General features: G+C 63.3%; 18 protein-coding genes. 14 read left to right on the top strand and 4 right to left on the bottom strand.

Translation table 11 applies throughout. From position 1 onward, the window contains the following. Window positions 1-39: 39 nt before the first annotated feature. Genes rmuC through FBX97_RS13650 form a run of 4 tightly spaced genes read right to left on the bottom strand, consistent with a single transcriptional unit; the run spans window position 40 to window position 5449 of the window. Complete coding sequence (gene rmuC / locus FBX97_RS13665; RefSeq protein ID WP_141832447.1) at window positions 40-1386, bottom strand: DNA recombination protein RmuC; 1347 nt, start codon at window positions 1384-1386, stop codon at window positions 40-42. A gap of 20 nt (window positions 1387-1406) precedes the next feature. Next, window positions 1407-1811: a group II truncated hemoglobin gene (locus FBX97_RS13660; protein ID WP_141832445.1), complete on the bottom strand. Its 405-nt coding sequence runs from the start codon at window positions 1809-1811 to the stop codon at window positions 1407-1409. A 47-nt stretch (window positions 1812-1858) separates the two neighbouring features. Continuing rightward, entirely contained in the window at window positions 1859-4405 is a 2547-nt protein-coding gene (locus FBX97_RS13655; protein ID WP_255517456.1) for an ABC transporter permease, read from the bottom strand. Window positions 4406-4438: 33 nt separating this feature from the next. Further along, entirely contained in the window at window positions 4439-5449 is a 1011-nt protein-coding gene (locus FBX97_RS13650) for an adenosine deaminase (protein ID WP_141832443.1), read from the bottom strand. Window positions 5450-6050: 601 nt separating this feature from the next. On the opposite strand from FBX97_RS13650, the gene FBX97_RS13645 reads away from it, so the two are divergent. The 14 genes from FBX97_RS13645 to FBX97_RS13580 all read left to right on the top strand — a co-directional run bounded on the left by FBX97_RS13645 (window position 6051) and on the right by FBX97_RS13580 (window position 23240). After that, window positions 6051-7973, top strand: coding sequence for a PrkA family serine protein kinase (locus FBX97_RS13645; RefSeq protein WP_141832441.1), 1923 nt, complete (start codon window positions 6051-6053; stop codon window positions 7971-7973). A gap of 200 nt (window positions 7974-8173) precedes the next feature. Beyond that, a complete protein-coding gene (locus FBX97_RS13640) occupies window positions 8174-9445 on the top strand; it encodes a YeaH/YhbH family protein (protein WP_141832439.1) in 1272 nt (423 codons plus the stop codon). Between the two features lie 36 nt (window positions 9446-9481). Next, complete coding sequence (locus FBX97_RS13635) at window positions 9482-11011, top strand: SpoVR family protein (RefSeq protein ID WP_141832437.1); 1530 nt, start codon at window positions 9482-9484, stop codon at window positions 11009-11011. A 714-nt stretch (window positions 11012-11725) separates the two neighbouring features. Continuing rightward, window positions 11726-12391 (top strand): energy transducer TonB, encoded by a 666-nt coding sequence (locus FBX97_RS13630; RefSeq protein ID WP_141832435.1) that lies wholly within the window; start codon window positions 11726-11728, stop codon window positions 12389-12391. Window positions 12392-12474: 83 nt separating this feature from the next. Then, window positions 12475-13404, top strand: a complete 930-nt coding sequence (locus tag FBX97_RS13625) for a MotA/TolQ/ExbB proton channel family protein (RefSeq protein WP_221631803.1) — start codon at window positions 12475-12477, stop codon at window positions 13402-13404. Window positions 13405-13406: 2 nt separating this feature from the next. Further along, the gene (locus tag FBX97_RS13620) at window positions 13407-13832 is read left to right on the top strand and encodes a biopolymer transporter ExbD (RefSeq protein WP_141832433.1); all 426 of its coding nucleotides are present in this window, start codon (window positions 13407-13409) and stop codon (window positions 13830-13832) included. Between the two features lie 116 nt (window positions 13833-13948). Further along, a complete protein-coding gene (locus tag FBX97_RS13615) occupies window positions 13949-14380 on the top strand; it encodes a biopolymer transporter ExbD (RefSeq protein ID WP_185748586.1) in 432 nt (143 codons plus the stop codon). A 70-nt stretch (window positions 14381-14450) separates the two neighbouring features. Then, complete coding sequence (locus tag FBX97_RS13610) at window positions 14451-15680, top strand: hypothetical protein (RefSeq protein ID WP_141832431.1); 1230 nt, start codon at window positions 14451-14453, stop codon at window positions 15678-15680. A gap of 212 nt (window positions 15681-15892) precedes the next feature. Next, a complete protein-coding gene (locus tag FBX97_RS13605) occupies window positions 15893-16864 on the top strand; it encodes a bifunctional riboflavin kinase/FAD synthetase (RefSeq protein ID WP_141832429.1) in 972 nt (323 codons plus the stop codon). Between the two features lie 89 nt (window positions 16865-16953). Then, on the top strand, window positions 16954-19833 hold the full coding sequence (gene ileS / locus FBX97_RS13600; RefSeq protein ID WP_141832427.1) for an isoleucine--tRNA ligase: 2880 nt from the start codon (window positions 16954-16956) through the stop codon (window positions 19831-19833). Between the two features lie 69 nt (window positions 19834-19902). Continuing rightward, window positions 19903-20415 (top strand): signal peptidase II, encoded by a 513-nt coding sequence (gene lspA / locus FBX97_RS13595; protein ID WP_141832425.1) that lies wholly within the window; start codon window positions 19903-19905, stop codon window positions 20413-20415. 23 nt (window positions 20416-20438) lie between these two features. Next, complete coding sequence (gene coaBC / locus FBX97_RS13590; RefSeq protein WP_141834446.1) at window positions 20439-21656, top strand: bifunctional phosphopantothenoylcysteine decarboxylase/phosphopantothenate--cysteine ligase CoaBC; 1218 nt, start codon at window positions 20439-20441, stop codon at window positions 21654-21656. A 31-nt stretch (window positions 21657-21687) separates the two neighbouring features. Next, a complete protein-coding gene (gene dut / locus FBX97_RS13585; protein WP_141832423.1) occupies window positions 21688-22137 on the top strand; it encodes a dUTP diphosphatase in 450 nt (149 codons plus the stop codon). A 26-nt stretch (window positions 22138-22163) separates the two neighbouring features. Continuing rightward, window positions 22164-23240, top strand: a complete 1077-nt coding sequence (locus FBX97_RS13580) for a M48 family metalloprotease (protein ID WP_141832421.1) — start codon at window positions 22164-22166, stop codon at window positions 23238-23240. The last annotated feature ends 132 nt before the right edge of the window (window positions 23241-23372 follow it).

Here is a 23372-nt window from a genome sequence, read left to right as displayed (position 1 = left end):
TGACGAAACGCCGGCCTCGTGTGACGCCGGCGGTCCTGCTTACTCGTCGCGCTCGGCCGATGCCGACGATTCGGCGGTGCCCAGCATCAGCTGCGCCGCCTCGTTCGGCAGCGCTTCCACCGATTTCAGCTTGCGCGCCATCTGCCGGCTCCTGACTTCGGCGCTTTCGATGTTCTTGGCGGCGCGCTCCAGCGTCAGCTTGGTCGCGGCCAGCACGTCGCCGAACTTGCCGAATTCCGTCTTCACCGCGCCCAGCACCTGCCACACCTCGGACGAGCGCTTTTCCAGCGCCAGCGTGCGGAAGCCCATCTGCAGGCTGTTGAGCAGCGCGGTCAGGGTCGACGGGCCGGCGATGGTCACGCGCAGCGTGCGCTGCAGGTCGTCGGCCAGGCCGGGGCGGCGCATTACCTCCGCGTACAGGCCTTCGGTCGGCAGGAACAGGATCGCGAAGTCGGTGGTCTGCGGCGGCGACACGTACTTGTCGCAGATGGTCTTGGCTTCATTGCGCACCGCGCGTTCCAGCTCGGCGCCGAAGCGCGCGACGCCGTCGGCATCCGCGCTGTCGGCCGCGTCCACCAGGCGCTCGTACTGCTCCTTCGGGAACTTGGCGTCGATCGGCAGCCACAATGGCGGGCCGCCGTCGACGGTGCCCGGCAGCTTGATCGCGAATTCGACGCGCGCATTGGTGCCGCGCACCGTCTCGACGTTCTTGGCGTACTGGTCGACGGTGAGCACCTGCTCGAGCAGCATCTCGAGTTGCACTTCGCCCCAGGTGCCGCGCGTCTTGACGTTGGTGAGCACGCGTTTCAGGTCGCCGACGCCGACCGCCAGCTGCTGCATCTCGCCCAGGCCCTGGTGCACGCGCTCCAGGCGGTCGGACACCTGGCGGAACGATTCGGTGAGGCGGGTCTCGAGCGTCGCGTGCAGTTTTTCGTCGACGGTCTGGCGCATCTCTTCCAGGCGCTTGCCGTTATCGTTCTGCAGGTCGCGGATCTTCGATTCCAGTGTGGCGCGCACTTCGAGCATGCGCTGGGCGTTCGATTCGGTCAGGTTGGCGAGCGCGCCGTTCAAGGTATCGGCGAAGCGCTTCAGGGTGCGCGCCTGCTCTTCGCGGCCGCCGGCCGCGTGCATCTGGATCTGCTGGCGCATGGCGTCCAGCTGCTGGGCGGTGGCGCCCTGGTTCTGCGCCAGGTGGGCGGCGAGTTCCTGGCGCGTGGCCTGGGCGCTGGCCTGCAGTTCGTGGCGCAGTTCGCGCTCGAGGCGCTCGAAGGCCTGGGCCGAGCCGTCGTTCCTGGCGCCGGCGCGGCTGCGCGCCAGCAGTGCGAACTGCAGCGCGATCACGGCCGCCAGGCCGATCGCGAGGACGATGAATTCGATGGTGGACATGGTGTTCTCGGTGCGGCCGCTCAGTGGGGCTTGTTGCGCATCCAGTCCGCGGTCTGGAAGAAGGCGGTCATCAGACGCAGGCGCAGGTCGTAGTCGTAGCCGAGGTCTTCCAGCGCCATCGCCATCGCGCGCAGCCACTGGTCACGCTCGCTGGTGCCGATCGCGAACGGCAGGTGGCGCGCGCGCAGCATCGGGTGGCCGTATTTTTCGATGAAGAGATTGGGGCCACCCATCCAGCCGGACAGGAACATGAACAGTTTCTCGCGCGAGCTGTCGTTGGGGACCGGGTGCATCGCGTGGATGCCGGCGAAATCGGCTTCCAGCTGCATGATGTCGTAAAAACGGTCGACCAGTTCGCGCAGGCGGCTTTCGCCGCCGATGATCTCGTACAGGGTAGGTTGTTGGGTGTCTTCGGTATCAGGCATCCATCCATGATAGCGCAGCGGATGGATGCCGTGAATGGCGCGCCCCCTTACGTTGCCTCGCGCAGCGTCTGCAATGGCGGCTGGCGCAACACATTGCGCAGCCCCAGCCAGCCGCCGATCAGCGCGCACGCCGCGCCCACCACCAGCCCGGCCACCCACACGGTCGGATCGAAATGCCAGGGAAACTTGAACTGGTACTCGGCCAGCGCCCACCCCAGCGCAGCGGCGCCCGACGCCGCCAGCAGCCCGGACAGGCCGCCGACCAGCGCGAATTCGATGCGCTGGGCCTGCGCCAGCTGGCCGCGGGTGGCGCCCAGCGCGCGCAGCAGGCCGGCTTCGCGCGTGCGCTCGGCCTGGGACCCCATCAGCGCCGCATACAGCACCAGCACGCCCGAAGCCAGCGTGAACAGGAACAGGAACTCGACCGCGGTAACGACCTGGTCGAGCACTTCCTGCAGCTGGCGGATGATGCCGCTGACGTCGACCACGGTCAGGTTCGGAAACTGGCGCGTCAGCGTGTTGGCCAGGCCGATGCCCTTGGCCGGCAGGCGGAACGCAGTCATGTAGGTGGTCGGCGCGTCGCGCATCGCGGCCGGGTTGATGATCACGAAGAAATTGGCGCGCATCGAGCCCCATTCCAGCTTGCGCAGGCTGGTCACCCTGGCATCGACCGCGAGGCCGCCCATGTCGAAGCGCAGCGTGTCGCCCAGCTTCAGGCGCAGCGTGTTGGCGATGCCCTGCTCGACCGAGGCTTCGGCCATGCCCGGCTTGTCGTCGTACCAGCGCCCCGCCACCACCTCGTTCCCGGCCGGCAGGTCCGGCACGCTGGACAGGTTGAATTCGCGGTCGGACAGGCTTTTCGCGCGTGGATCGGTATACGTGGTGGCCGTCACCTCCTTGCCGTTCACTGCCGTCAGGCGGCCGCGGATCATCGGGTACAGCGGCAGCTCGGTGACGCCGGCGCTGCGGATCTGGCGCGCGACCGCATCCTTCTGGTCGGGCTGGATGTTGATGATGAAGCGGTTCGGCGCATCGGGCGGCGTCGACAGGCGCCAGGCCTGCATCAGGTCGCCGCGCACCACGGTCAGCACCAGCAGCGCCATCAGGCCCAGCGACAGCGACACGACCTGCACGATGGTGGCGCCGGGACGCCGCTGCAGCGAAGTGATGGCGAAGCGCCAGCCCTGGTGGCGGGCGGCGCCGCGCAGCCGCCGCAGCGCCTGCAGGCACAGCCAGCCGACCAGCGCGAACACGGCCAGGCCGCCGAGGAAGCCGCCGGCGGTCAGCATCGCCAGGCGCACGTCGCCGGCCTGCCACAGCAGCAGCGCGAAGAACACCGCGATGCCCAGGCCATAAGTGATCAGCGCCATCGGCTGCGGCGCCGCCTGCTCGCGCCGGATCACGCGGTTGTGCGGCACGTTGCGCAGCTGGAGCACCGGCGGCAATGCGAAGCCGACCAGCAGCAGCATGCCGGTGGCAATGCCCTGCAGCGCCGGCAGGATCGAGACCGGCGGCAGCTCGGCCGGGATCAGGTTGCCGATCATTTCGAGCAGCACGAAGTGGGCGCCGAAACCGGCCAGCACGCCGAGCACGCTGCCGGCCAGGCCGACCAGTGCGAATTCGAGCAGGAACATCAGCCCGACCTGGTTCTGGGTCATGCCGAGGCAGCGCAGCATGGCGCAGGCGTCGAGGTGGCGCTGCATGAAGCGGCGCGCCGCCATCGCCACGGCCACCGCTGCCAGCATCGCCGACAGCAGGCTGACCAGCGCCAGGAAGCGCTCGGCGCGGTCGAGCGTGTTGCGCATCTCGGGGCGGCCGTTTTCCAGGGTCTCGATGCGCACGCCTTTCACGTTGTCGGCCTCGATGCGCGCACGCAGCCAGCGCTCGTAGCCGGCGATCGGCGCAATGTCGTTGGGCGAGGCCGATGCCACCTGCATGCGGTAGGTCACGCGCGCGTAATTGTCGACCAGGCCGGTGCCCTTCAGGTCGGTCAAAGGCAGCATCACGCGCGGCGCGAAGTTCGAGAACGAGGCGCCGCGGTCCGGTTCGGTCGCGATCAGGCGCGCCACCTTGAAAGTCTTGTCGCCCAGCTGGATGGTGCTGCCCACCTTGATGCGCAGCGGCGGCAGCAGGTTGACGTCGACCCACACCGTGCCCGCTGCCGGGATGCCCTCGGCGGCATCGCCCAGCGCCTCGCTGGCGTCGTCTGGACTGGTGGTGGTGCGCAGCTGGCCGCGCAGCGGATAGCCTGTGGACACCGCCTTGACCGAAGCCAGCACCGCCTGCGAGTCCTTGCCCTGCCCGGCCTGGGCCATGCTGGGGAAGGTGACGGTATCGGCCAGCACCAGCCCGCGCCGCTGCGCCTCCGCGCGCCAGGCGGCGGGCAGCGGCTGGTCGGCGTTGACCAGCAGGTCGGCGCCGAGCAGCTGGTGGGCATCGCGATTCAGGCCGCTGCGCATGCGGTCCACGAAAAAGCCGACCGCGGTGAGCGCGGACACCGCGACGATCAGCGCCACCAGCAGGAAGCGCAGCTCGCCGGCGCGCCAGTCGCGCGCGGTCATGCGCAGGGTTTGGATCAGTAACGGCAGCCGCATGGCGATATCCCTTTTGTACCTGTGTACCTTGCTTTATGCGGCGGCCGCGAAAAAGCGGTCGACTTCGTCGAGGAAGGCGCGCTTCTGTGCCGGCGCCAGGAAAGCCGCCTCGAAGCTGTTGACGGCCAGCTGGCGCGCGTGCGAGGCGTCCAGCGGCAGCGCCTCGAACGCGGCCAGGTAGTTGTCGTTGACGTAGCCGCCGAAATAGGCCGGATCGTCGGAGTTCACGGTGGCCGCCAGGCCGGCGTCGAGCAGCGTGCGCAGGCTGTGGCTGCCCATCACGTCGAACACGCGCAGCTTGATGTTCGACAGCGGGCACACGGTCAGCGCCATGCGTTCGCGCGCCAGGCGCTGCACCAGGGCCGGGTCGTCGAGGCAGCGCACGCCGTGGTCGATACGCTCCACGTGCAGCACGTCGAGCGCGCTTTCGATGTAGCTCGGCGGCCCCTCCTCGCCTGCATGCGCGACCAGATGCAGGCCGAGCTGGCGGGCGCGCGCGAACACGCGCGCGAATTTCTCGGGCGGGTGGCCGAGTTCGGACGAATCGAGGCCGACGCCGATGATCTTCTCGCGGTACGGCAGCGCCTGTTCCAGCGTGGCCAGGGCGTCGTCCTCGGACAGGTGGCGCAGGAAGCACATGATCAGGCTGGCGCTCACCGGGCTGTCCTGGCAGGCGCGCCAGATGCCGTTGACGACGGTCTCGAACGGCACCCCGCGCGCGGTGTGGGTCTGCGGATCGAAGAAGATCTCGGTATGGCGTACGTTGTCGGCAGCGGCACGCGCCAGGTAGGCTGCGGTCATGTCGTAAAAGTCCTGCTCGGTCAGCAAAACGCTTGCACCCGCATAATAAATATCGAGGAACGATTGCAGATCAGTGAAAGCGTAAGCCTGACGCAACGCTTCGACCGAGGCATAGGGGAGCGAAACGCCGTTCCTTTGCGCGAACTCAAATATCAGTTCGGGCTCGAGCGAGCCCTCAATATGGATGTGCAATTCTGCTTTAGGCATCGCCTGCAACATGCGGCGCAAGGGTTCGTTCAGCATGGGAATCTCCGCGGTGGATCGGGCCGTTTCGGGCATTGGAAGAGAGTGTAGCGCATGCGCGGATAAGCCTCATTTCACTCTGGAATTTTTGTAAATCGCGATGCGATATGCGTGCGCCACTGCTTAGCAAGATGGTGCACTATCCATTTACCATTTGATAAATATGATGGGTTCTTGTGGCGCCAAAAGTTCCACCTGCCAGCCCCATCCGGACAATGTACAGAGGCCTGCAACCCCATCGCAGCGGACTCTTCAAAAACCTTATTTCCTTATTCGTTTCAAGGACTTGGAATCAGATCACACAAGAATGTGACACGGTTTTGACTTCGGGAACTAATAGGCACATAATAAATTTCATAAGCGTAATAAGACGCTCTCAGCGGGCGCTAACCAACCGGTGCACGTCATGGAAATTGTTGCATGCAACGTTTTCATGACTCCTCAAAAAACCGGACGACAAAGAACTTCGCCCTCCGTTTCATGATGGCGACCCGGCCGACAGCATTCCACATGCTGCGTATCCCATCCGGCCGGGCTTGGGCAACCGTCTTTCATCGGTTGCCGGACAGTGATCAGTGTTAGCACATTAGAGGACATTCACATGACCATTTTTGATAACTACGCAGCCCGCTATGAGCGTACCCGCGAAGAGGAATACTCGCTGTCCGAGTATCTTCAGCTTTGCAAGAAGGATCCCCTGACTTACGCCAGCGCTCCCGAGCGCATGCTGGCCGCCATCGGCGAACCTACCCTGGTCGATACGCGCCTCGACCCGCGCCTGTCGCGCATCTTCGCCAACAAGGTCATCAAGATTTATCCCGCATTCCGCGAGTTCTACGGCATGGAGGAAGTGATCGAACAGGTCGTTTCCTATTTCCGCCATGCGGCCCAGGGCCTGGAAGAACGCAAGCAGATCCTGTATTTGCTGGGCCCGGTGGGCGGCGGCAAATCGTCGATCGCCGAAAAGCTCAAATCGCTGATGGAGCAGGTGCCGTTTTACGCGATCAAGGGTTCGCCGGTCAATGAATCGCCGCTCGGGCTGTTCAGCGAAACGGAAGACGGCGCCATTCTCGAAGAGGATTACGGCATTCCGCGCCGCTACCTGCGCAATGTGCCGAGCCCGTGGGCGGTCAAGCGCCTGCATGAATTCGGCGGCGACATCAACAAGTTCCGCGTCGTCAAGCGCTATCCGTCGATCCTGAAACAGATCGCGATCGCCAAGACCGAACCGGGCGACGAAAACAACCAGGATATTTCTTCGCTGGTCGGCAAGGTCGATATCCGCAAGCTCGAGGATTACGCCCAGGACGATCCGGACGCCTACAGCTATTCCGGCGGCCTGTGCCTGGCGAACCAGGGCCTGATGGAATTCGTCGAAATGTTCAAGGCCCCGATCAAGGTGCTGCACCCGCTGCTCACCGCGACCCAGGAAGGCAATTACAAGGGCACCGAAGGCTTCGGCGCGATTCCCTTTGAAGGCATCGTGCTGGCCCACTCCAACGAATCGGAATGGAAGACCTTCCGCAACAACCGCAACAACGAGGCTTTCCTCGACCGGATCTATATCGTCAAGGTGCCGTATTGCCTGCGCGTGTCGGACGAAATCAAGATCTACGACAAGCTGCTGCGCAATTCCTCGCTCGATAAAGCGCCGTGCGCGCCAGGCACCCTGCGCATGATGTCGCAATTCGCGATCCTGTCGCGCCTGAAGGATCCGGAAAACTCGAGCATCTATTCGAAGATGCTGGTGTACGACGGCGAAAACCTGAAGGACACCGATCCGAAAGCGAAGTCGATGCACGAGTACGTCGATTATGCCGGCGTCGACGAAGGCATGAACGGCCTGTCGACCCGCTTCGCCTTCAAGATCCTGTCCAAGGTGTTCAACTTCGACAACACCGAAGTGGCGGCCAATCCGGTGCACCTGCTGTACGTGCTCGAACAGCAGATCGAGCGCGAGCAGTTCCCGCCCGAGACCGAACAGCGCTACATGTCGTACATCAAGGAACACCTGGCCCAGCGCTACGTCGATTTCATCGGCAAGGAAATCCAGACCGCCTACCTGGAAAGCTATTCGGAATACGGCCAGAACATCTTCGACCGCTACGTGACCTTTGCCGACTTCTGGATCCAGGACCAGGAATTCCGCGATCCGGATACCGGCGAAAGCTTCGACCGCGAATCGCTGAACGCCGAACTGGAAAAGATCGAAAAGCCGGCCGGCATTTCGAACCCGAAGGATTTCCGCAACGAGATCGTCAACTTCGGCTTGCGGGCGCGTGCGACCAACGGCGGCAAGAACCCGGCCTGGACCAGCTACGAAAAATTCCGCACCGTGATCGAGAAGAAAATGTTCTCGAACACCGAGGAATTGCTGCCGGTGATCTCGTTCAATGCGAAAGCGAGCGCCGAGGACGCGACCAAGCATGCCGACTTCGTGGCGCGCATGGTCGAGAAAGGCTACACGCCGAAACAGGTGCGACTGCTGTGCGAGTGGTATCTGCGGGTACGTAAATCCTCTTGAGTCCGCAGGATGGGCACGGCGTGCCCATCCTGCTCCACCGCGAGGAGCGTGGTTGCAGGGCTGTTAGGCTGGGCGCGCTTGATGTGTAGTCCCTGTCCCACCAAAGTCCGGTATGCCAACCACGTAACGCCGCGAAGCGTTAAGATACACAGGACCGGGAAGGAATCCGGCCCGCCGCGAATTTGAGCAGGAGGCCTGTTTTGACTTACCTCATCGACCGACGCTTGCAGGGCAAGAACAAGTCTGCGGTCAACCGCGAACGCTTCTTGCGCCGCTACAAGGCGCAAATCAAGGATGCGGTGGGCCGGGCGATCAAGGGTCGCTCGATCACCGACATCGAAAATGGCGAAAAGGTCTCGATTCCCGTCAAGGACGTGAACGAACCCCGCTTCGGACACGCGCATGGCGGTGTCTGGGAGACCGTCAACCCCGGCAACACCGAATACCAGAAAGGCGACCAGTTCAACCGTCCGCGCGGCGGTGGCGGCGGCGCCGGCCGCGGCAAGGCGGGCAACAGCGAGCAGACCACCGAAGACGATTTCATCTTCGAACTGAGCCGCGAAGAATTCATGAACTACTTCTTCGAGGACCTCGAGCTGCCGAACATGATCAAGACGCAGCTGACCCAGGTCGTCGAATTCAAGAACCAGCGCGCCGGCTACAACATTTCCGGCACGCCCTCCAACATCCACGTGCTGCGCTCGCTGCGCGGGGCGCTGGGACGCCGCATCGCCGTGGGCGGACCGTCGCGCAAGCAACTCACCGCGCTCGAGCACGAGCTGCGCGAACTGCGCGAGAACGGCGCCGAGGACGACGACCCGCAGGTCCTCGAACTCAAGCACAAGATCCACCACCTGCACACGCGGCTGCTGGCGATCCCCTTTATCGACCCGATCGACCTGCGCTACAGCAACCGGATCAAGATCCCGAAGCCTTCTACCGCGGCCGTGATGTTCTGCATCATGGACGTATCGGGCTCGATGGATGAAAGCCGCAAGGACACCGCCAAGCGCTTCTTCATCCTGCTGTACCTGTTCCTGAAGCGCGTGTACGAAAAGATCGAAGTGGTCTTCATCCGCCACCACACGGCCGCGGCCGAAGTCGACGAGAACGAGTTCTTCCATTCGCGCGAATCCGGCGGCACGGTCGTGTCTTCGGCGCTGCACATGCTGAACAAGATCGTCACCGAGCGCTACAGCAACGGCGACTGGAACAGCTACGTGGCGCAGGCGTCCGACGGCGACAACTGGGACAACGACTCGGTGCTGTGCAAGCAGATCCTCAACAGCCAGATCATGCCCCGGGTGCAGTACTACACCTATGTCGAGATCACCGACGGCCCGCCCCAGAACCTGTGGGAGCAGTATGCCGAAGTGGCGGCCACGCATCCGAACTTCGCCATGCAGAAGATCGTGACGCCGGCCGATATTTATCCAGTGTTCCGTGAACTGTTCAAGAAGCAGCCCAAATAAACGGTAGACAGCAGCAATGCAAAGCGAGGCCCGCTCATGCCAAGAGATCCCAACAACCCGCGCGCCCTGCCCGAACAGTCGGAGTGGACCTTCGACCTGATCGAACAGGCACACGAGGAAATCCGCCGGGTGGCCAGGAAGTTCGGCCTGGACACCTACCCCAACCAGCTCGAAATCATCACCGCCGAACAAATGATGGATGCCTACACCTCGGTGGGCATGCCGGTGTCGTACAACCACTGGTCCTTCGGCAAGCACTTCCTCAGCACGGAAAAAAGCTACAAGCGCGGCCAGATGGGCCTGGCCTACGAGATCGTGATCAACTCGAATCCGTGCATCGCCTACCTGATGGAGGAAAACAGCCTGACCATGCAGGCGCTGGTGATCGCCCACGCCGCCTATGGCCACAATTCCTTTTTCAAGGGGAATTACCTGTTCCGCACCTGGACCGATGCCGACGCCATCGTCGACTACATGGTCTTTGCCAAGAACTACATCGCCGAATGCGAGCAGCGGCACGGCATCGACGCCGTCGAGGAATTGCTCGACTCCTGCCATGCGCTGCAAAACTATGGCGTCGACCGCTACAAGCGGCCGGCCAAGCTGTCGGTCGCGCAGGAACAGAACCGCCAGAAGGAGCGCGAAGAATACATCCAGTCCCAGGTGAACGAACTGTGGCGTACCCTGCCGCGCCGCGAGGAAGCCCAGAAGGATGCGGCCGCGCCGCCGCGCTTCCCGGTCGAGCCCGAGGAAAACCTGCTGTACTTCATCGAGAAATACGCGCCGCTGCTGGAGCCCTGGCAGCGCGAGCTGGTGCGTATCTCGCGCAAGATCTCGCAATATTTCTATCCGCAACGCCAGACCCAGGTGATGAACGAGGGCTGGGCCACCTTCTGGCACTACACCATCCTGCACGAGCTGCACAAGGAAGGCATCGTCGGCGACGGCTTCATGCTGGAATTCCTGCAGAGCCACACCAACGTGGTGTTCCAGCCGGCCGCCAACAGCCCCTATTACAGTGGCATCAATCCATATGCGCTGGGATTCGCAATGATGATGGACATCAAGCGCATCTGCGAGAACCCGACCGACGAAGACCGCGCCTGGTTCCCGGACATTGCCGGCAGCGACTGGATCAAGACACTGGACTTCGCCATGCGCAACTTCAAGGATGAAAGTTTCATTGCCCAGTACCTGTCGCCCAAGCTGATCCGCGAATTCCACTTCTTCGCCGTGCTCGACGACGACCGCAGCGATAAATTGACGATTTCGGCGATCCACGACGAGGCCGGCTACCGCTACGTACGCCAACAGCTGGCCGAGCAGTACAACCTGGGCAACCGCGAACCCAACATCCAGGTCTGGCAAGTCAATACGCGCGACGACCGCGCGCTGACCCTGCGCCATACGCAATTCCAGCGCCGCCCGCTCAACCAGCAGGCGCATGAAGTGCTGAAGCACGTGGCCCGCCTGTGGGGCTTCGACGTGCGCCTCGAAACCGTCGACCCGTCCGGCCGCGTGGTCAGCAGCCTCGAGTGCAGGCGCGAAAAGCGCGCGCGCTACTGAGATCCGCGCTTCCTTTCCCTCCGCCCGCACCCTTCCGTGCGGGCTTTTTTTCGGCTGCGGCACCGGCCGCGCTGCATCCCTCTATATATATAGTGTGCACCGCGGGCGTGCCGCCTCCGCGCGCTCCGGCACCTGCTTGGTGCGAGCGCAAACATTCCTGGTCCGCCAGCGCGGTACGATTGAATGCATACCTTCTCGTCATTACATTACTTATCTGATATTGTTCAAAAACCATCTTACATGCACACTGAGCCATATCAAGAGCCGATATCCATATAAGGTCCTCTTATGGCTTTCGCCTTGTTTTTAAAGGGTTTTTTGTTCAACAGAACACCCACTGGCATGTAAATTGGTTATAGTTGGCAGAAACGCCACGACCGTTTCACCATATATTTGCTAAGTAGCAAATTCAGCATGGAAAATTCGGCAGAAGGCGTCTGTTGCCTGATCTTCCACGCATCAAAAAAGGGCACCACTTGACATTGTTAAACAGCTAAGTTTTTGCGTCGTCGACGGGCCTGCGGATTCTTCATACTGATGTGCTTGTTTGCTTGTTTTTACAGGCAAATAGCCTCTCTTTGAGGGCATAAAAATGTATGTGCAAAAAAGAATTCGTAGGTATAATTCGCCGATGTCCCGGATGCGGCTCTTAGCATTTTGTCGTGTTTAGTGGGTTTGGTAGCAACAAAAAAGGTTGGTATTGGAGAAAGCAGGATGAATTTTTCGCAAGAGAAGAACGCCGGGAAGAATTTCACTGGTATCGCCATTGTTATCGTCTTGCACCTGATTGTCGCTTACGGGCTGGTTACCGGTCTCGGAAAGCGCATGGTCGCCAAGATGATGGAACCAGTGGAGACCAAAATTATCGAGGAAGTGAAACCGCCGCCACCGCCGGATGTTCCGCCCCCGCCGCCACCGCCGGAAATGAAGGCCCCGCCGCCTCCATTCATTCCGCCGGTTGAAGTGCAGGTGCAGACCCCGCCGCCGCCGCAGAATGTGATCGCTAACACGACCACTGCGAAACCGGCAACGACGGAGATCAACCGCACGCCACCGGCACAGCCGGCCCCTCCGGCACCGGCAGCACCGGCCAAGGGTCCTTCGCGTACCGAGGCAGTGGCAGACTTCAACACCTGCGCGAAACCGGAATACCCGAAATCGTCGCTGCGTAATGAAGAAACGGGTGTGTCGACCATTTCGTTCCTGATTGGCGTGGATGGTCACGTGATGGATTCCAAGATGGCGAAGTCGAGTGGCTTCCGCGATCTGGATAAAGCTGCGCAGTCAGCTCTTGGTAAATGCCGATTCAAGCCAGCAATGGTTGATGGGGCGCCCCAACAAGCATGGGTAGCAGTGCAGTACGTCTGGACTTTGGAATAAACCGGGACGGCAGCAACGTCTCAAACTGTGATTTTCGTTGTCATCTGTTCAGCGAACTGTTCATTTTAATTTTTGGAGGAAGCATGTTTAAGAATACCCGTTTGTCCGCTCTGCTGGCGGCTGTCCTGTTCTCGGTTACGGCAGCTTCGGCGCTGGTGTCCGCACCGGCCTTCGCTGACGCTCCGGCAGCAGCGAGCGCCCCGGCAGCTCCTGCGGCTGACGCAGCAGCACCGGCAGCAGCACCGGCAACCGACGCAGCAGCAGCTCCGGCTGCAGGCGCCCCGGCCGCTGCTGAAGGCAAGAAAGAAGAAGTCGAGAACCCGTTCGGCATCCAGGCCGTGTGGGAAGGCGGCGTCGTGTCGCGCGGCACCCTGATCATCCTGGCCCTGATGTCGATGGGTTCGTGGTACATCCTGATCACCAAGCTGATCGACCAGTCGAAGATCTTCCGTCAGTCGAAGGAAACCAACCAGAAGTTCTGGAAAGCTCCGTCGATCGCTGCCGGCTCGGCACAACTGACCGAAGGCTCGCCGTTCCGCTTCATCGCTGAAACCGGCACCAAGGCAACCCAGCACCACGACGGCGCCCTGCTCGAGCAGATCGACCTGTCGACCTGGACCACCATGCAGATCCAGCGCGCCGTGGACAAAGTCCAGTCGCGTCTGCAAGATGGCCTGTCGTTCCTGGCAACCGTCGGCTCGACCGCACCGTTCATCGGTCTGTTCGGTACCGTCTGGGGTATTTACAACGCACTGACCAACATCGGTATGACCGGTAACGCGTCGATCGACAAGGTTGCAGGTCCGGTGGGTGAAGCACTGATCATGACCGCATTCGGTCTGTTCGTTGCAGTCCCGGCCGTTCTGGGCTACAACTGGCTGGTCCGTCGTAACAAGACCGCAATGGAAGACGTCCGTTCGTTCAGCGCCGACGTGCACTCCGTCCTGATCTCGGGCGCAATGCACACCTCGGAAGCTGCCCGTGCTGCCGCTGGCGCTAAAAAGGTTGGCTAATCATGTCGATGAGTGTTGGCTCCGATAGCGGAGAAGATACCGTCATGTCAGAGATCAACACCACGCCCCTCGTGGACGTGATGTTGGTTCTGCTGATCATCTTTCTGATCACCAGCCCGGTTGTTCTTAAACTGCAGAAGATCAAACTGCCCGTCGAGACCAACCAGGCTGCCAAAACCACGCCGGAAGACGTGAACATCGTCGTCAACAAGGATGGCGATATGTACTGGAACCAGCACAAGCTGGCCAACACCGACGAACTCTTCGAATTCCTGAAGAAAGAAGCGGTGAAAGTGCCCCAGCCGGAAGTGAAGATTCGTGGCGACCAAGAAACCCGCTACGAAGCAATCGGCAGGGTGCTCTACACGGCCCAGCGTGCGGCGATTCAGAAAGTCGGTTTCATCACCGAAATTCCTGACAAGGGCTGATCGAAGTGAAGAGGGGTCCGCCCCTCTTCCGATGATGACCCCGCAGCCCGATACAGGAAGACCCCTAGCGGGAAACCCGTATCGGGCTGGTTCCCAAGATTTGAAAGGAAGCACTCATGTCTATGAACGTTGGTTCACCCGGAGGCGCAGGCGCCGATCCGGAACCGATGATGGAAATGAACATGACGCCGCTGATCGACGTCATGCTGGTGCTGATCATTATGATGATCATCACCATTCCAAAGCAAAACCACTCGGTTAACTTGAATATGCCGGTCGGCACCCCGCCACCGTCGACCAAGGAACCGCAGGTGGTCACGATCGACGTGGACTTCGACGGTACTGTCCTCTGGGACAATACCCCGATCCCGGATCGTGCCACCCTCGAAGCCAAGCTGTCCAACGTGGCGGCGATGGCCGATCAGCCGGAAGTGCACCTGCGTCCGAACAAGCTGGTCGAGTACAAGGTTGTCGCTGGTGTGATGGCGTCGGCTCAACGTCTTGGTGTCACCAAGATCGGTATGGTCGGCAACGAACAGTTCCAGTAAATCGCTTTGGCTATAATGAACACGGCAGGGTTTCCCTGCCGTGTCTATTTTGAATGAAAGAATGTCGATAATGTCCAAGTTCCGCCTCGCACACCTCGGCCTCGCACTGGCCGCACTCGGATTCACCGCCGCCGTCCCGGTGGTTGGCCTGGCCCCGGCCTATGCCGCCGAGACCCTCCGTCCCGAAGTCGGCAAGCCGCTGCAAGAAGCGCAGCAACTGATGAAGCAGGGCAAGAACAAGGAAGCCCTGAATCGTCTGCATGACCTCGACAAGGTCGGCAACAAGTCGGCAAACGAAACTTACCTGATCGAACGCACCCGTGCCGGTGCCGCCTCGAGCGCAGGTGACTACGCCGCCGCCGCCAAGTCCTTCGAATACCTGATCGGTTCCGGCAAGCTGTCGGCCTCCGAAAAAGCCCAGATGTCCAAAGGCCTCATCGGCATCTACATGCGTGGTGGCGACCTGGGCAAGGCAAACGCCGCGATCCAGGCCCAGCTGAAAGAGCGCGACGATCCTGAACTGCGCGCCTACCTGCTGCAGAACTATTACAAGCAGGGCAACACTGCTGCCCTGGAAGCTGAACTGCACAATGCCGAGAAGAGCGGCCGCATGAGCGAAGACCAGCTCGGCATGCTCGCCAACGTCCAGCTCAAGAAGGGTGACAAGGTTGGCTACGTCAACACCATCGAGAAACTGGCCGCGAATTATCCGAAGGCCCAGTACTGGACCGACCTGCTGAACCGCGTGCAGGGCAAGCCTGGCTTCTCCGGCCGCCTGGCCGTCGACATCTACCGCCTGAAGCTGGCCAACGGCCTGATGAAGAAGCCGAGCGAGTACATGGAAATGGCCCAGCTGGTCCTGCAAGCCAAGGCCCCGGCAGAAGCGATCAAGGTCATCGACAAGGGCTACAAGGCCGGCGCACTGGGTACCGGTGCCGACGCCGCGCGTCACCAGCGCCTGAAGGACCTGGCCGAGAAGACCCTGGCCGAGCAGAACAAGACCGTCGCCGCCGAAGAAGCCTCGCTGACCAAGGCCAACGACAACGACGGCCTGATCGCCCTGGGCTACAGCCTGGTGCAGTCGGGCCAGGCCGACAAGGGCCTGAAAATGATGGAAGCCGCCATCAAGGCCGGCAACCTGAAGTACCCGGAAGACGCCAAGCTGCACCTGGGCGAAGCCTATGCCGTCGCCGGCAAGAAGCAGCAGGCGATCAGCACGCTGAAAGGCGTGGGCGGCAAGGACGGCACCGCCGAACTGGCCCGCTACTTCATCATGGCCATCAACAAGCCGCTGGCGTAAGCCAACACGCCATCCGGCATGCACTGCCGCCCATGCGGCAGTGCTTCGAAAGCGCCGCCCGCGTTCCCGCAGGCGGCGCTTTTTACGTTTACGCGACCCGGCGCGGGCCACTGCGCACGCCTTTCCCCTGCCCCGCGCTTTCGGCCATTGCGCTTTGCAACATCGCAGTTGCCGTATAATCTGGTATTTCGCCTCGGAGCACGAATCATCCAATGAAGGTATTTCGCGGACTTCCCAACGACAGGGCACGTGCCCCGTGCGCACTCACGATTGGCAACTTCGACGGTGTCCACCGCGGACATCAGGCGCTGTTGGCCCACGTGACCGCCAGTGCGCGGCGCCTTGGGCTGGAATCCGCCGTGATGACGTTCGAGCCGCATCCGCGCGAATATTTTGCGCAGCGCAGCGGGGATCTGTCCAAGGCCCCGGCACGCATCGCCAACCTGCGCGACAAGCTGGAATCGCTGTCGAATGCCGGCATCGACCGTGTCATCGTCGAGCATTTCAACGAGCATTTCGCCGCCATGTCGCCGCGCGAATTCACCGAGCGGGTACTGGTCGAAGGCCTGCACGTCAAATGGCTGATGGTGGGGGACGATTTCTGCTACGGCGCCCGGCGCGCTGGCAATGTCGCCCTGCTGGCCGAAGCCGGCAAGGAGTACGGCTTCGAAGTGCACAGCCTGCCTGCCGTGCTGCACGACGCCACCCGCATCTCGTCCTCGGCCGTGCGCAGCGCGCTGGCCGCCGCCGATTTCGACGCCACGCGCGCCCTGCTCGGCCATCCGTATTCGATGTCCGGCCACGTGATCCACGGTGCCAAGCTGGGCCGCACGCTGGGCTTCCCGACGCTGAACCTGCGCGTCGTGCACCGCCCGGCCCTGGCCGGCATCTTCGTGGTGCAGGTGCACGGCCTGGGACCGCAGCCGCTGCCGGCCGTCGCCAGCCTGGGCGTGCGTCCGACCGTCGAGGACGCGGGCCGCATGCTGCTCGAAGTGCATGTGTTCGACTATAACCAGCCCTGCTACGGCAAGCTGGTGCAAGTGGAATTCCTGGCCAAGCTGCGTGACGAGGAAAAATACGTCGACCTGCCCACGCTGACGGCCGCCATCGAGCGCGATGCCCAACAGGCGCGTGCCTGGTTCGCCCAGCGCGCCGGCGCCCTCACCGCCACCGATCGAATTTGAACACCGTCATTCGCGGCGCCGCGGCTTCGGCCGCCGCGCCCTGCTTGTCCATGTTCACACCCAACAGCAGTCCACCTTAGAAAAGTCCTATGTCCGATACCAAACCAGGCCAAAAAGGCGCCAAGAAGCCCGAAAGCAAATACCCGGTCAACATGACCGACACGCCCTTCCCGATGCGCGGCGACCTCGCCAAGCGCGAACCAGGCTGGGTCAAGCAATGGCAAGACAAGAAAATCTACGAGCGCGTGCGCAAGGCCGCCGCCGGCCGTCCGAAATTCATCCTGCACGACGGTCCGCCCTACGCCAACGGCGACATCCACCTCGGCCACGCCGTCAACAAGATCCTGAAGGACATGGTCGTCAAATCGCGCACCATGGCCGGCTTCGATGCGCCCTACGTGCCGGGCTGGGATTGCCACGGCATGCCGATCGAGATCCAGATCGAAAAACTGTACGGCAAGAACCTGCCGACCGCCGAGGTTCTGCAAAAGGCGCGCGCCTATGCGCTCGAGCAGATCGACCGCCAGCGCGCCGGCTTCATCCGTCTGGGCGTGCTCGGCGAATGGGACAACCCTTACATGACCATGGCCTACGGTAACGAAGCCGACGAACTGCGCGCCCTCGGCACGCTGCTCGACAAGGGTTATGTCTACCGCGGCCTGAAGCCGGTCAACTGGTGCTTCGATTGCGGCTCGGCGCTGGCCGAGGCCGAAGTCGAATACCAGGACAAGCGCGACCCGGCGATCGACGTCGGCTTCCCGTTCGCGGAACCGGACAAGCTCGCGGCCGCCTTCGGCCTGGGCGCACTGCCGGCCGGCGACGGCTTCATCGTGATCTGGACCACGACCCCGTGGACCATCCCGTCGAACCAGGCGCTGAACGCGCACCCGGAAGTGACTTACGCGCTGGTAAAGACCGTCCGTAACGATAAGCCGGTGCTGCTGATCCTGGCCAAGGACCTGGTCGAATCCGTCATGCAGCGCTACAAGCTGGAAGGCGAGATCGTCGCCGAGACCACGGGCGCCAAGCTGGACGGCATCCGCTTCAAGCACCCGCTGCACGCCGCCGATCCGTTCTACGACCGCACCTCGCCGGTCTACCTGGCCGACTACGTCACCACCGACAGCGGCACCGGCGTGGTCCACTCGGCGCCGGCCTACGGTATCGAAGACTTCCAGTCGTGCAAGGCGCACGGCATGAAGGACGAAGACATCCTGAAGCCGGTGCTGGGCGACGGCCGGTTCGCCGCCACCCTGCCGCTGTTCGGCGGCATGACGATCTGGGAAGCGAGCAAGCCGATCGTCGCCGCGCTGACCGAAGCGGGCGCCCTGTTCGAATTCAAGATGTTCGAGCACAGCTACATGCACTGCTGGCGCCACAAGACCCCGATCGTCTACCGCGCCACCAACCAGTGGTTCGCCGGCATGGACATCACGCCGAAGGATGGCGGCCCGACCCTGCGCGAGACCGCGCTGGCCGGCATCGCGGAAACGCAGTTCTTCCCGGACTGGGGCCAGGCGCGCCTGCAGGGCATGATCGCCAACCGTCCGGACTGGACCCTGTCGCGCCAGCGCCAGTGGGGCGTGCCGATGGCCTTCTTCATCCACAAGGAAACCGGCGCGCTGCACCCGCGCACCCCGGAACTGCTGGAACAGGTGGCCAAGCTGATCGAAGCGGGCGGCATCGACGCCTGGCACCAGCTGGATGCGCGCGAGCTGCTCGGCGACGACGCCGACACCTACGAGAAAAACCGCGACACCCTGGACGTCTGGTTCGACTCCGGCTCGACCCACCAGACCGTGCTGCGCGGCTCGCACAAGGAACAATCCGCGTTCCCGGCCGACCTCTACCTGGAAGGTTCGGACCAGCACCGCGGCTGGTTCCACTCGTCGCTGCTGACGTCGTCGATGCTGAACGGCCGTCCGCCGTACAAGGCGCTGCTGACCCACGGCTTCACGGTCGACGAGAACGGCAAGAAGATGTCGAAGTCGCTCGGCAACACGCTGGCGCCGCAAAAGATCTCGGATACCCTCGGTGCCGACATCCTGCGCCTGTGGGTCGCTTCGACCGACTACACCGGCGAGCTGTCGATCGGCGAAGAGATCCTGAAGCGCGTGACGGAATCCTACCGCCGCATCCGCAACACGCTGCGCTTCCTGCTGGCGAACACCTCGGACTTCGACCCGGCCGTCAACGCCGTGCCGGTGGCCGAGATGTTCGAGATCGACCGCTATGCGATGGCCGAAACGGCGCGCCTGCAGCTCGATGTGGCAGCCCACTTCGAGCGCTACGAATTCCACCCGGTGGTGTCGCGCCTGCAGATCTTCTGCTCGGAAGACCTGGGCGGCTTCTACCTCGACCTGCTGAAGGACCGCCTGTACACCACCGGCGTCGATTCGCTGGCACGCCGCTCGGCCCAGACTGCGCTGTGGAACATCGCGCACAGCCTGCTGCGCCTGATGGCACCGATCCTGTCCTTCACCGCCGAGGAAGCCTGGGCCGTGTTCGCCGGCGAGAAGGCGTTTGCCGACTCCGACGACACCATCTTCACCCAGACCCTGTGGGCCTTCCCGGAGATCGCGGACAGCGCCGCCCTGCTGGAAAAGTACGCGCTGATCAGGAACGTGCGCAACGACGTCACCAAGCAGCTGGAAGAAGTGCGCGGTTCGGGGGCGATCGGTTCCTCGCTGCAGGCCGAACTGGCGCTGAAGGCGGCCGGCGACAAGTACCGCGCCCTGGCCAGCCTGGAGGACGACCTGAAGTTCGTGTTCATCACTTCGCAGGCGAGCGTCGAGCAGGTCGAGGACGCGGCCCAGGAAGCCGTGGCCGTGACCCCGTCCGACGCCGAGAAGTGCGAGCGCTGCTGGCACTACCGCCGCGACGTCGGCCACGACCCGGCCCACCCGGGCCTGTGCGCCCGCTGCACGAGCAACCTGTTCGGCAGCGGTGAGAAGCGCCGCTTCGCGTAATTAAAAAATGCCCTGCATCCGGCACGTCCGGGTGCAGGCGCTCCGCGAGTTCCCATCCTTCCCATCGACATGGCCACCAAAAAAAAATCAACATCGTCCGGCGCCGCCGGTTCCAGCCTCCTGCCCTGGCTCGGCGTCGCCTTCATCGTGATCCTGATCGACCAGATCACCAAGATCACCATCACGCGCACCTTCATGCACGGCGAAGAAAAGCCGGTCACCAGCTTCTTCAACCTGGTGCTGGCGTATAACCCGGGCGCGGCCTTCAGCTTCCTGGCGGCCCAGGGCGGCTGGCAGCGCTGGTTCTTCGGCGCCATCGCGCTGGTGGCCGTGGGCTTCATCCTGCACCTGCTGCGCAAGCACGCCGGCCAGCGCATGTTCTGCTGGGCGCTGGCGCTGATCATGGGCGGCGCCCTGGGCAACCTGATCGACCGCGTCGCCTACGGCCACGTGATCGACTTCCTCGATTTCTACTGGCGCGGCCTCGGCCACTTCCCGGCCTTTAATATTGCCGACAGCGCGATCTGTCTCGGCGCTTTCCTGTTCATCGTCGACGAACTGCGTCGGGTGAACAAGAAGTAAATACGGAAGGAGATTCCATGAGCATGGACCTGAAGGGCAAGAAGATCGTCCTCGGCCTGTCCGGCGGCGTGGCCTGCTACAAGGCCGCGGAACTGTGCCGCGCCCTGACCAGGGAAGGGGCCAGCGTGCAGGTCGTGATGACCGACGCCGCCACCCACTTCATCGGCGCGGTGACGATGCAGGCGCTGTCCGGGCATCCGGTGTATACCGACCAGTGGGACGGCCGCATCCCCAACAACATGGCCCACATCGACCTGACGCGCGGCGCCGACGCGATCCTGATCGCGCCCTGCTCGGCCGATTTCATCTTCAAGCTGGCGCACGGCGCCACCGACGACCTGCTGTCGACGCTGTGCCTGGCGCGCCCGCACACGGTGCCGCTGCTGGTGGCGCCGGCCATGAACGTCGAAATGTGGGAAAAGCCGGCGACGCAGCGCAACGTGGCCCAGCTGCGCGACGACGGCATCGGCATCTTCGGCCCGGCCGCCGGCTCCCAGGCCTGCGGCGAGACCGGCATGGGCCGCATGCTGGAACCCCACGAACTGCTGGAAGAATTGATTGCATCCTTCCAGCCGAAGGTCCTGGCCGGCAAGCGCGTCCTGATCACGGCCGGCCCCACCTACGAAGCGATCGACCCGGTGCGCGGCATCACCAATCTGTCTTCGGGCAAGATGGGCTATGCGATCGCACGCGCGGCGCGCGAAGCCGGCGCCGAGGTGACGCTGGTATCCGGCCCGACCGCGCTCGACGCGCCGCACGGCGTGCGCCGCATCGACGTGCGCAGCGCGCAGCAGATGCTGGACGCGGTGATGGCGGGCGTCGCCGGCCAGCACGTGTTCATCGGCGTGGCGGCGGTGGCCGACTGGCGCGTCGAGAATGCGAGCGAGCACAAGATCAAGAAGGACGGCAGTGCCGCGCCCCAGTTGCAGTTTGCGCCGAACCCCGACATCCTCGCCAGCGTGGCCGCCACCACCTCGCTGAGCGGCTGGCCCTACTGCGTCGGCTTTGCCGCCGAATCGCAGAACCTGATCGAATTCGGCGCCGTCAAACGCGAAAAGAAGGGCATCCCCTTGCTCGTTGGCAATATCGGCCCACAGACCTTCGGGCAGGATGAGAACGCTATCGTGCTGTTCGACGACAGCGGCCACACGGTCCTGCCGCGCGCCGGCAAGCTGGCGCTGGCGCGCCAGCTGGTCTCCGAAATCGCCAAGCGCCTGGAACAGCGTTCGCTGCTGGACTGACCATTCACCACGCCTCACGTATCAAGCATCAATGAAACAGATCGACCTCAAAATCCTCGACCCGCGCATGCAGGACTTCCTGCCGGCCTACGCAACGACCGGCAGCGCCGGCCTGGACCTGCGCGCCTGCGTCGACGCCCCGCTCACGATCGAGCCCGGCCAGACCGTGCTGGTGCCGACCGGCCTCGCCATCCACCTCGGCGATCCGGGCTACGCCGCCATGATCCTGCCGCGCAGTGGACTCGGCCACAAGAACGGCATCGTGCTCGGTAATCTGGTAGGCTTGATCGACTCCGATTACCAGGGGCAACTGATGGTGTCTACCTGGAACCGCAGCCAGTCCGCCTTCACCCTGCAGCCGATGGACCGCCTGGCGCAGCTGGTCGTGGTGCCGGTGCTGCAGGTGGGCTTCAACGTCGTCGACGACTTCACGTCGAGCGAGCGCGGTGCCGGCGGCTTCGGCAGCACCGGAAAAGAATAAACGATATAAACAATAATGAGGAGCCTATGATTCGCCATTTGCGCCTGCCCGCGCTGGGCATGTCCCTTGCCCTGCTGCTGTCGGCCTGCGCCACGCAGGACATCCGTCCGATCCCGACCACGCCGGGCACGGTGCAGCACCAGCCGGAAGCACCGGGTCTGTCGCCGCAGATCAGCGCCGCCGCCGACACGCTCACGAAAATGGCCGACCTGCAGGACCGCCTGTACAAGGTCGCGGCGCCGCTCCTCATCCAGAACGCGGAACTGTGCAAGGGCCAGGCGCGCCCGCTGCTCGGCTTCACCGCCAAGAACCGCTGGTCCTATCCGGGCGACTACAACGAAGCCGCCCACGTCGCCTTCGGCATGGACGAACGCCTGCAGGTGACCGGCGTGCTGGCCGGCAGCGGCGCCGCGCGCGCCGGCCTGCAGAGCGGCGACGTGCTGCTCGCCGCCGGGGGCAAGCCGCTGCCGACCGGCCAGCATGCGCTGTCCCAGGCCGGCACCATCTTCAACCGCATCATCGCCTCCCAGGCCAGCATGCCGCTGACGATCGAGCGCCGCGGCAGCGAACGCCAGATGGCGATCCCGGTCACGCGCGCCTGCGCCTTCGCGATCGACGTCGGCAACGCCGACAACGTGAATGCCTACGGCGACGGCACGCGCGTGCTGGTCACGCGCGGCATGATCCGCTTCACGCGCGACGACGACGAACTGGCCTTCGTGGTCGCCAAGACCATGGCGCACAACATGCTGGGCCACCCGGCGACCCAGCGCAACCAGGCGACCATCGGCAGCATCATCGACAACCTGCGCAGCATCAATCCGGACACCTCGATGCTGATCGGCAGCGGCGGCATCAAGGCCATGCCGGCCGACGCCGATGCCGCGGCCGACCGCCTCGGCATCTACCTGGCCGCCCGCGCCGGCTACGACGTCGCCGAGGCGCCCGCCTTCTGGCGGCGCCTGGCCGAGGCCTATCCGCCGTCGGTGCTGAACGGCTATACGGCGAACCACCCGGCACTGCCGGCGCGCATGGCGGCGGTGGAGCGGGCGCTGAACGAAGTCAAGAGCAAGCGCTCCGGCAAGAAGGCCTTGATGCCGTAATACCTTCCAGCTTGTCGTTCCTGGCACTGCCAGGAACGACTCTCCGCAGCACCCCTCCCCCGTTTCTTGTACCATTGCCAATCCGCGCCCGTCCCCGAATTCAAAAGCAAGAACCGGGAAGTCCGGGCGCGC

Source organism: Herbaspirillum sp. SJZ107 (genome assembly GCF_006715485.1).
In the GTDB taxonomy this organism is placed as follows: Bacteria; Pseudomonadota; Gammaproteobacteria; order Burkholderiales; family Burkholderiaceae_D; genus Telluria.
Note: the sequence above shows the minus strand (reverse complement) of the source record. Positions and strands in the feature narration are given on the sequence as shown.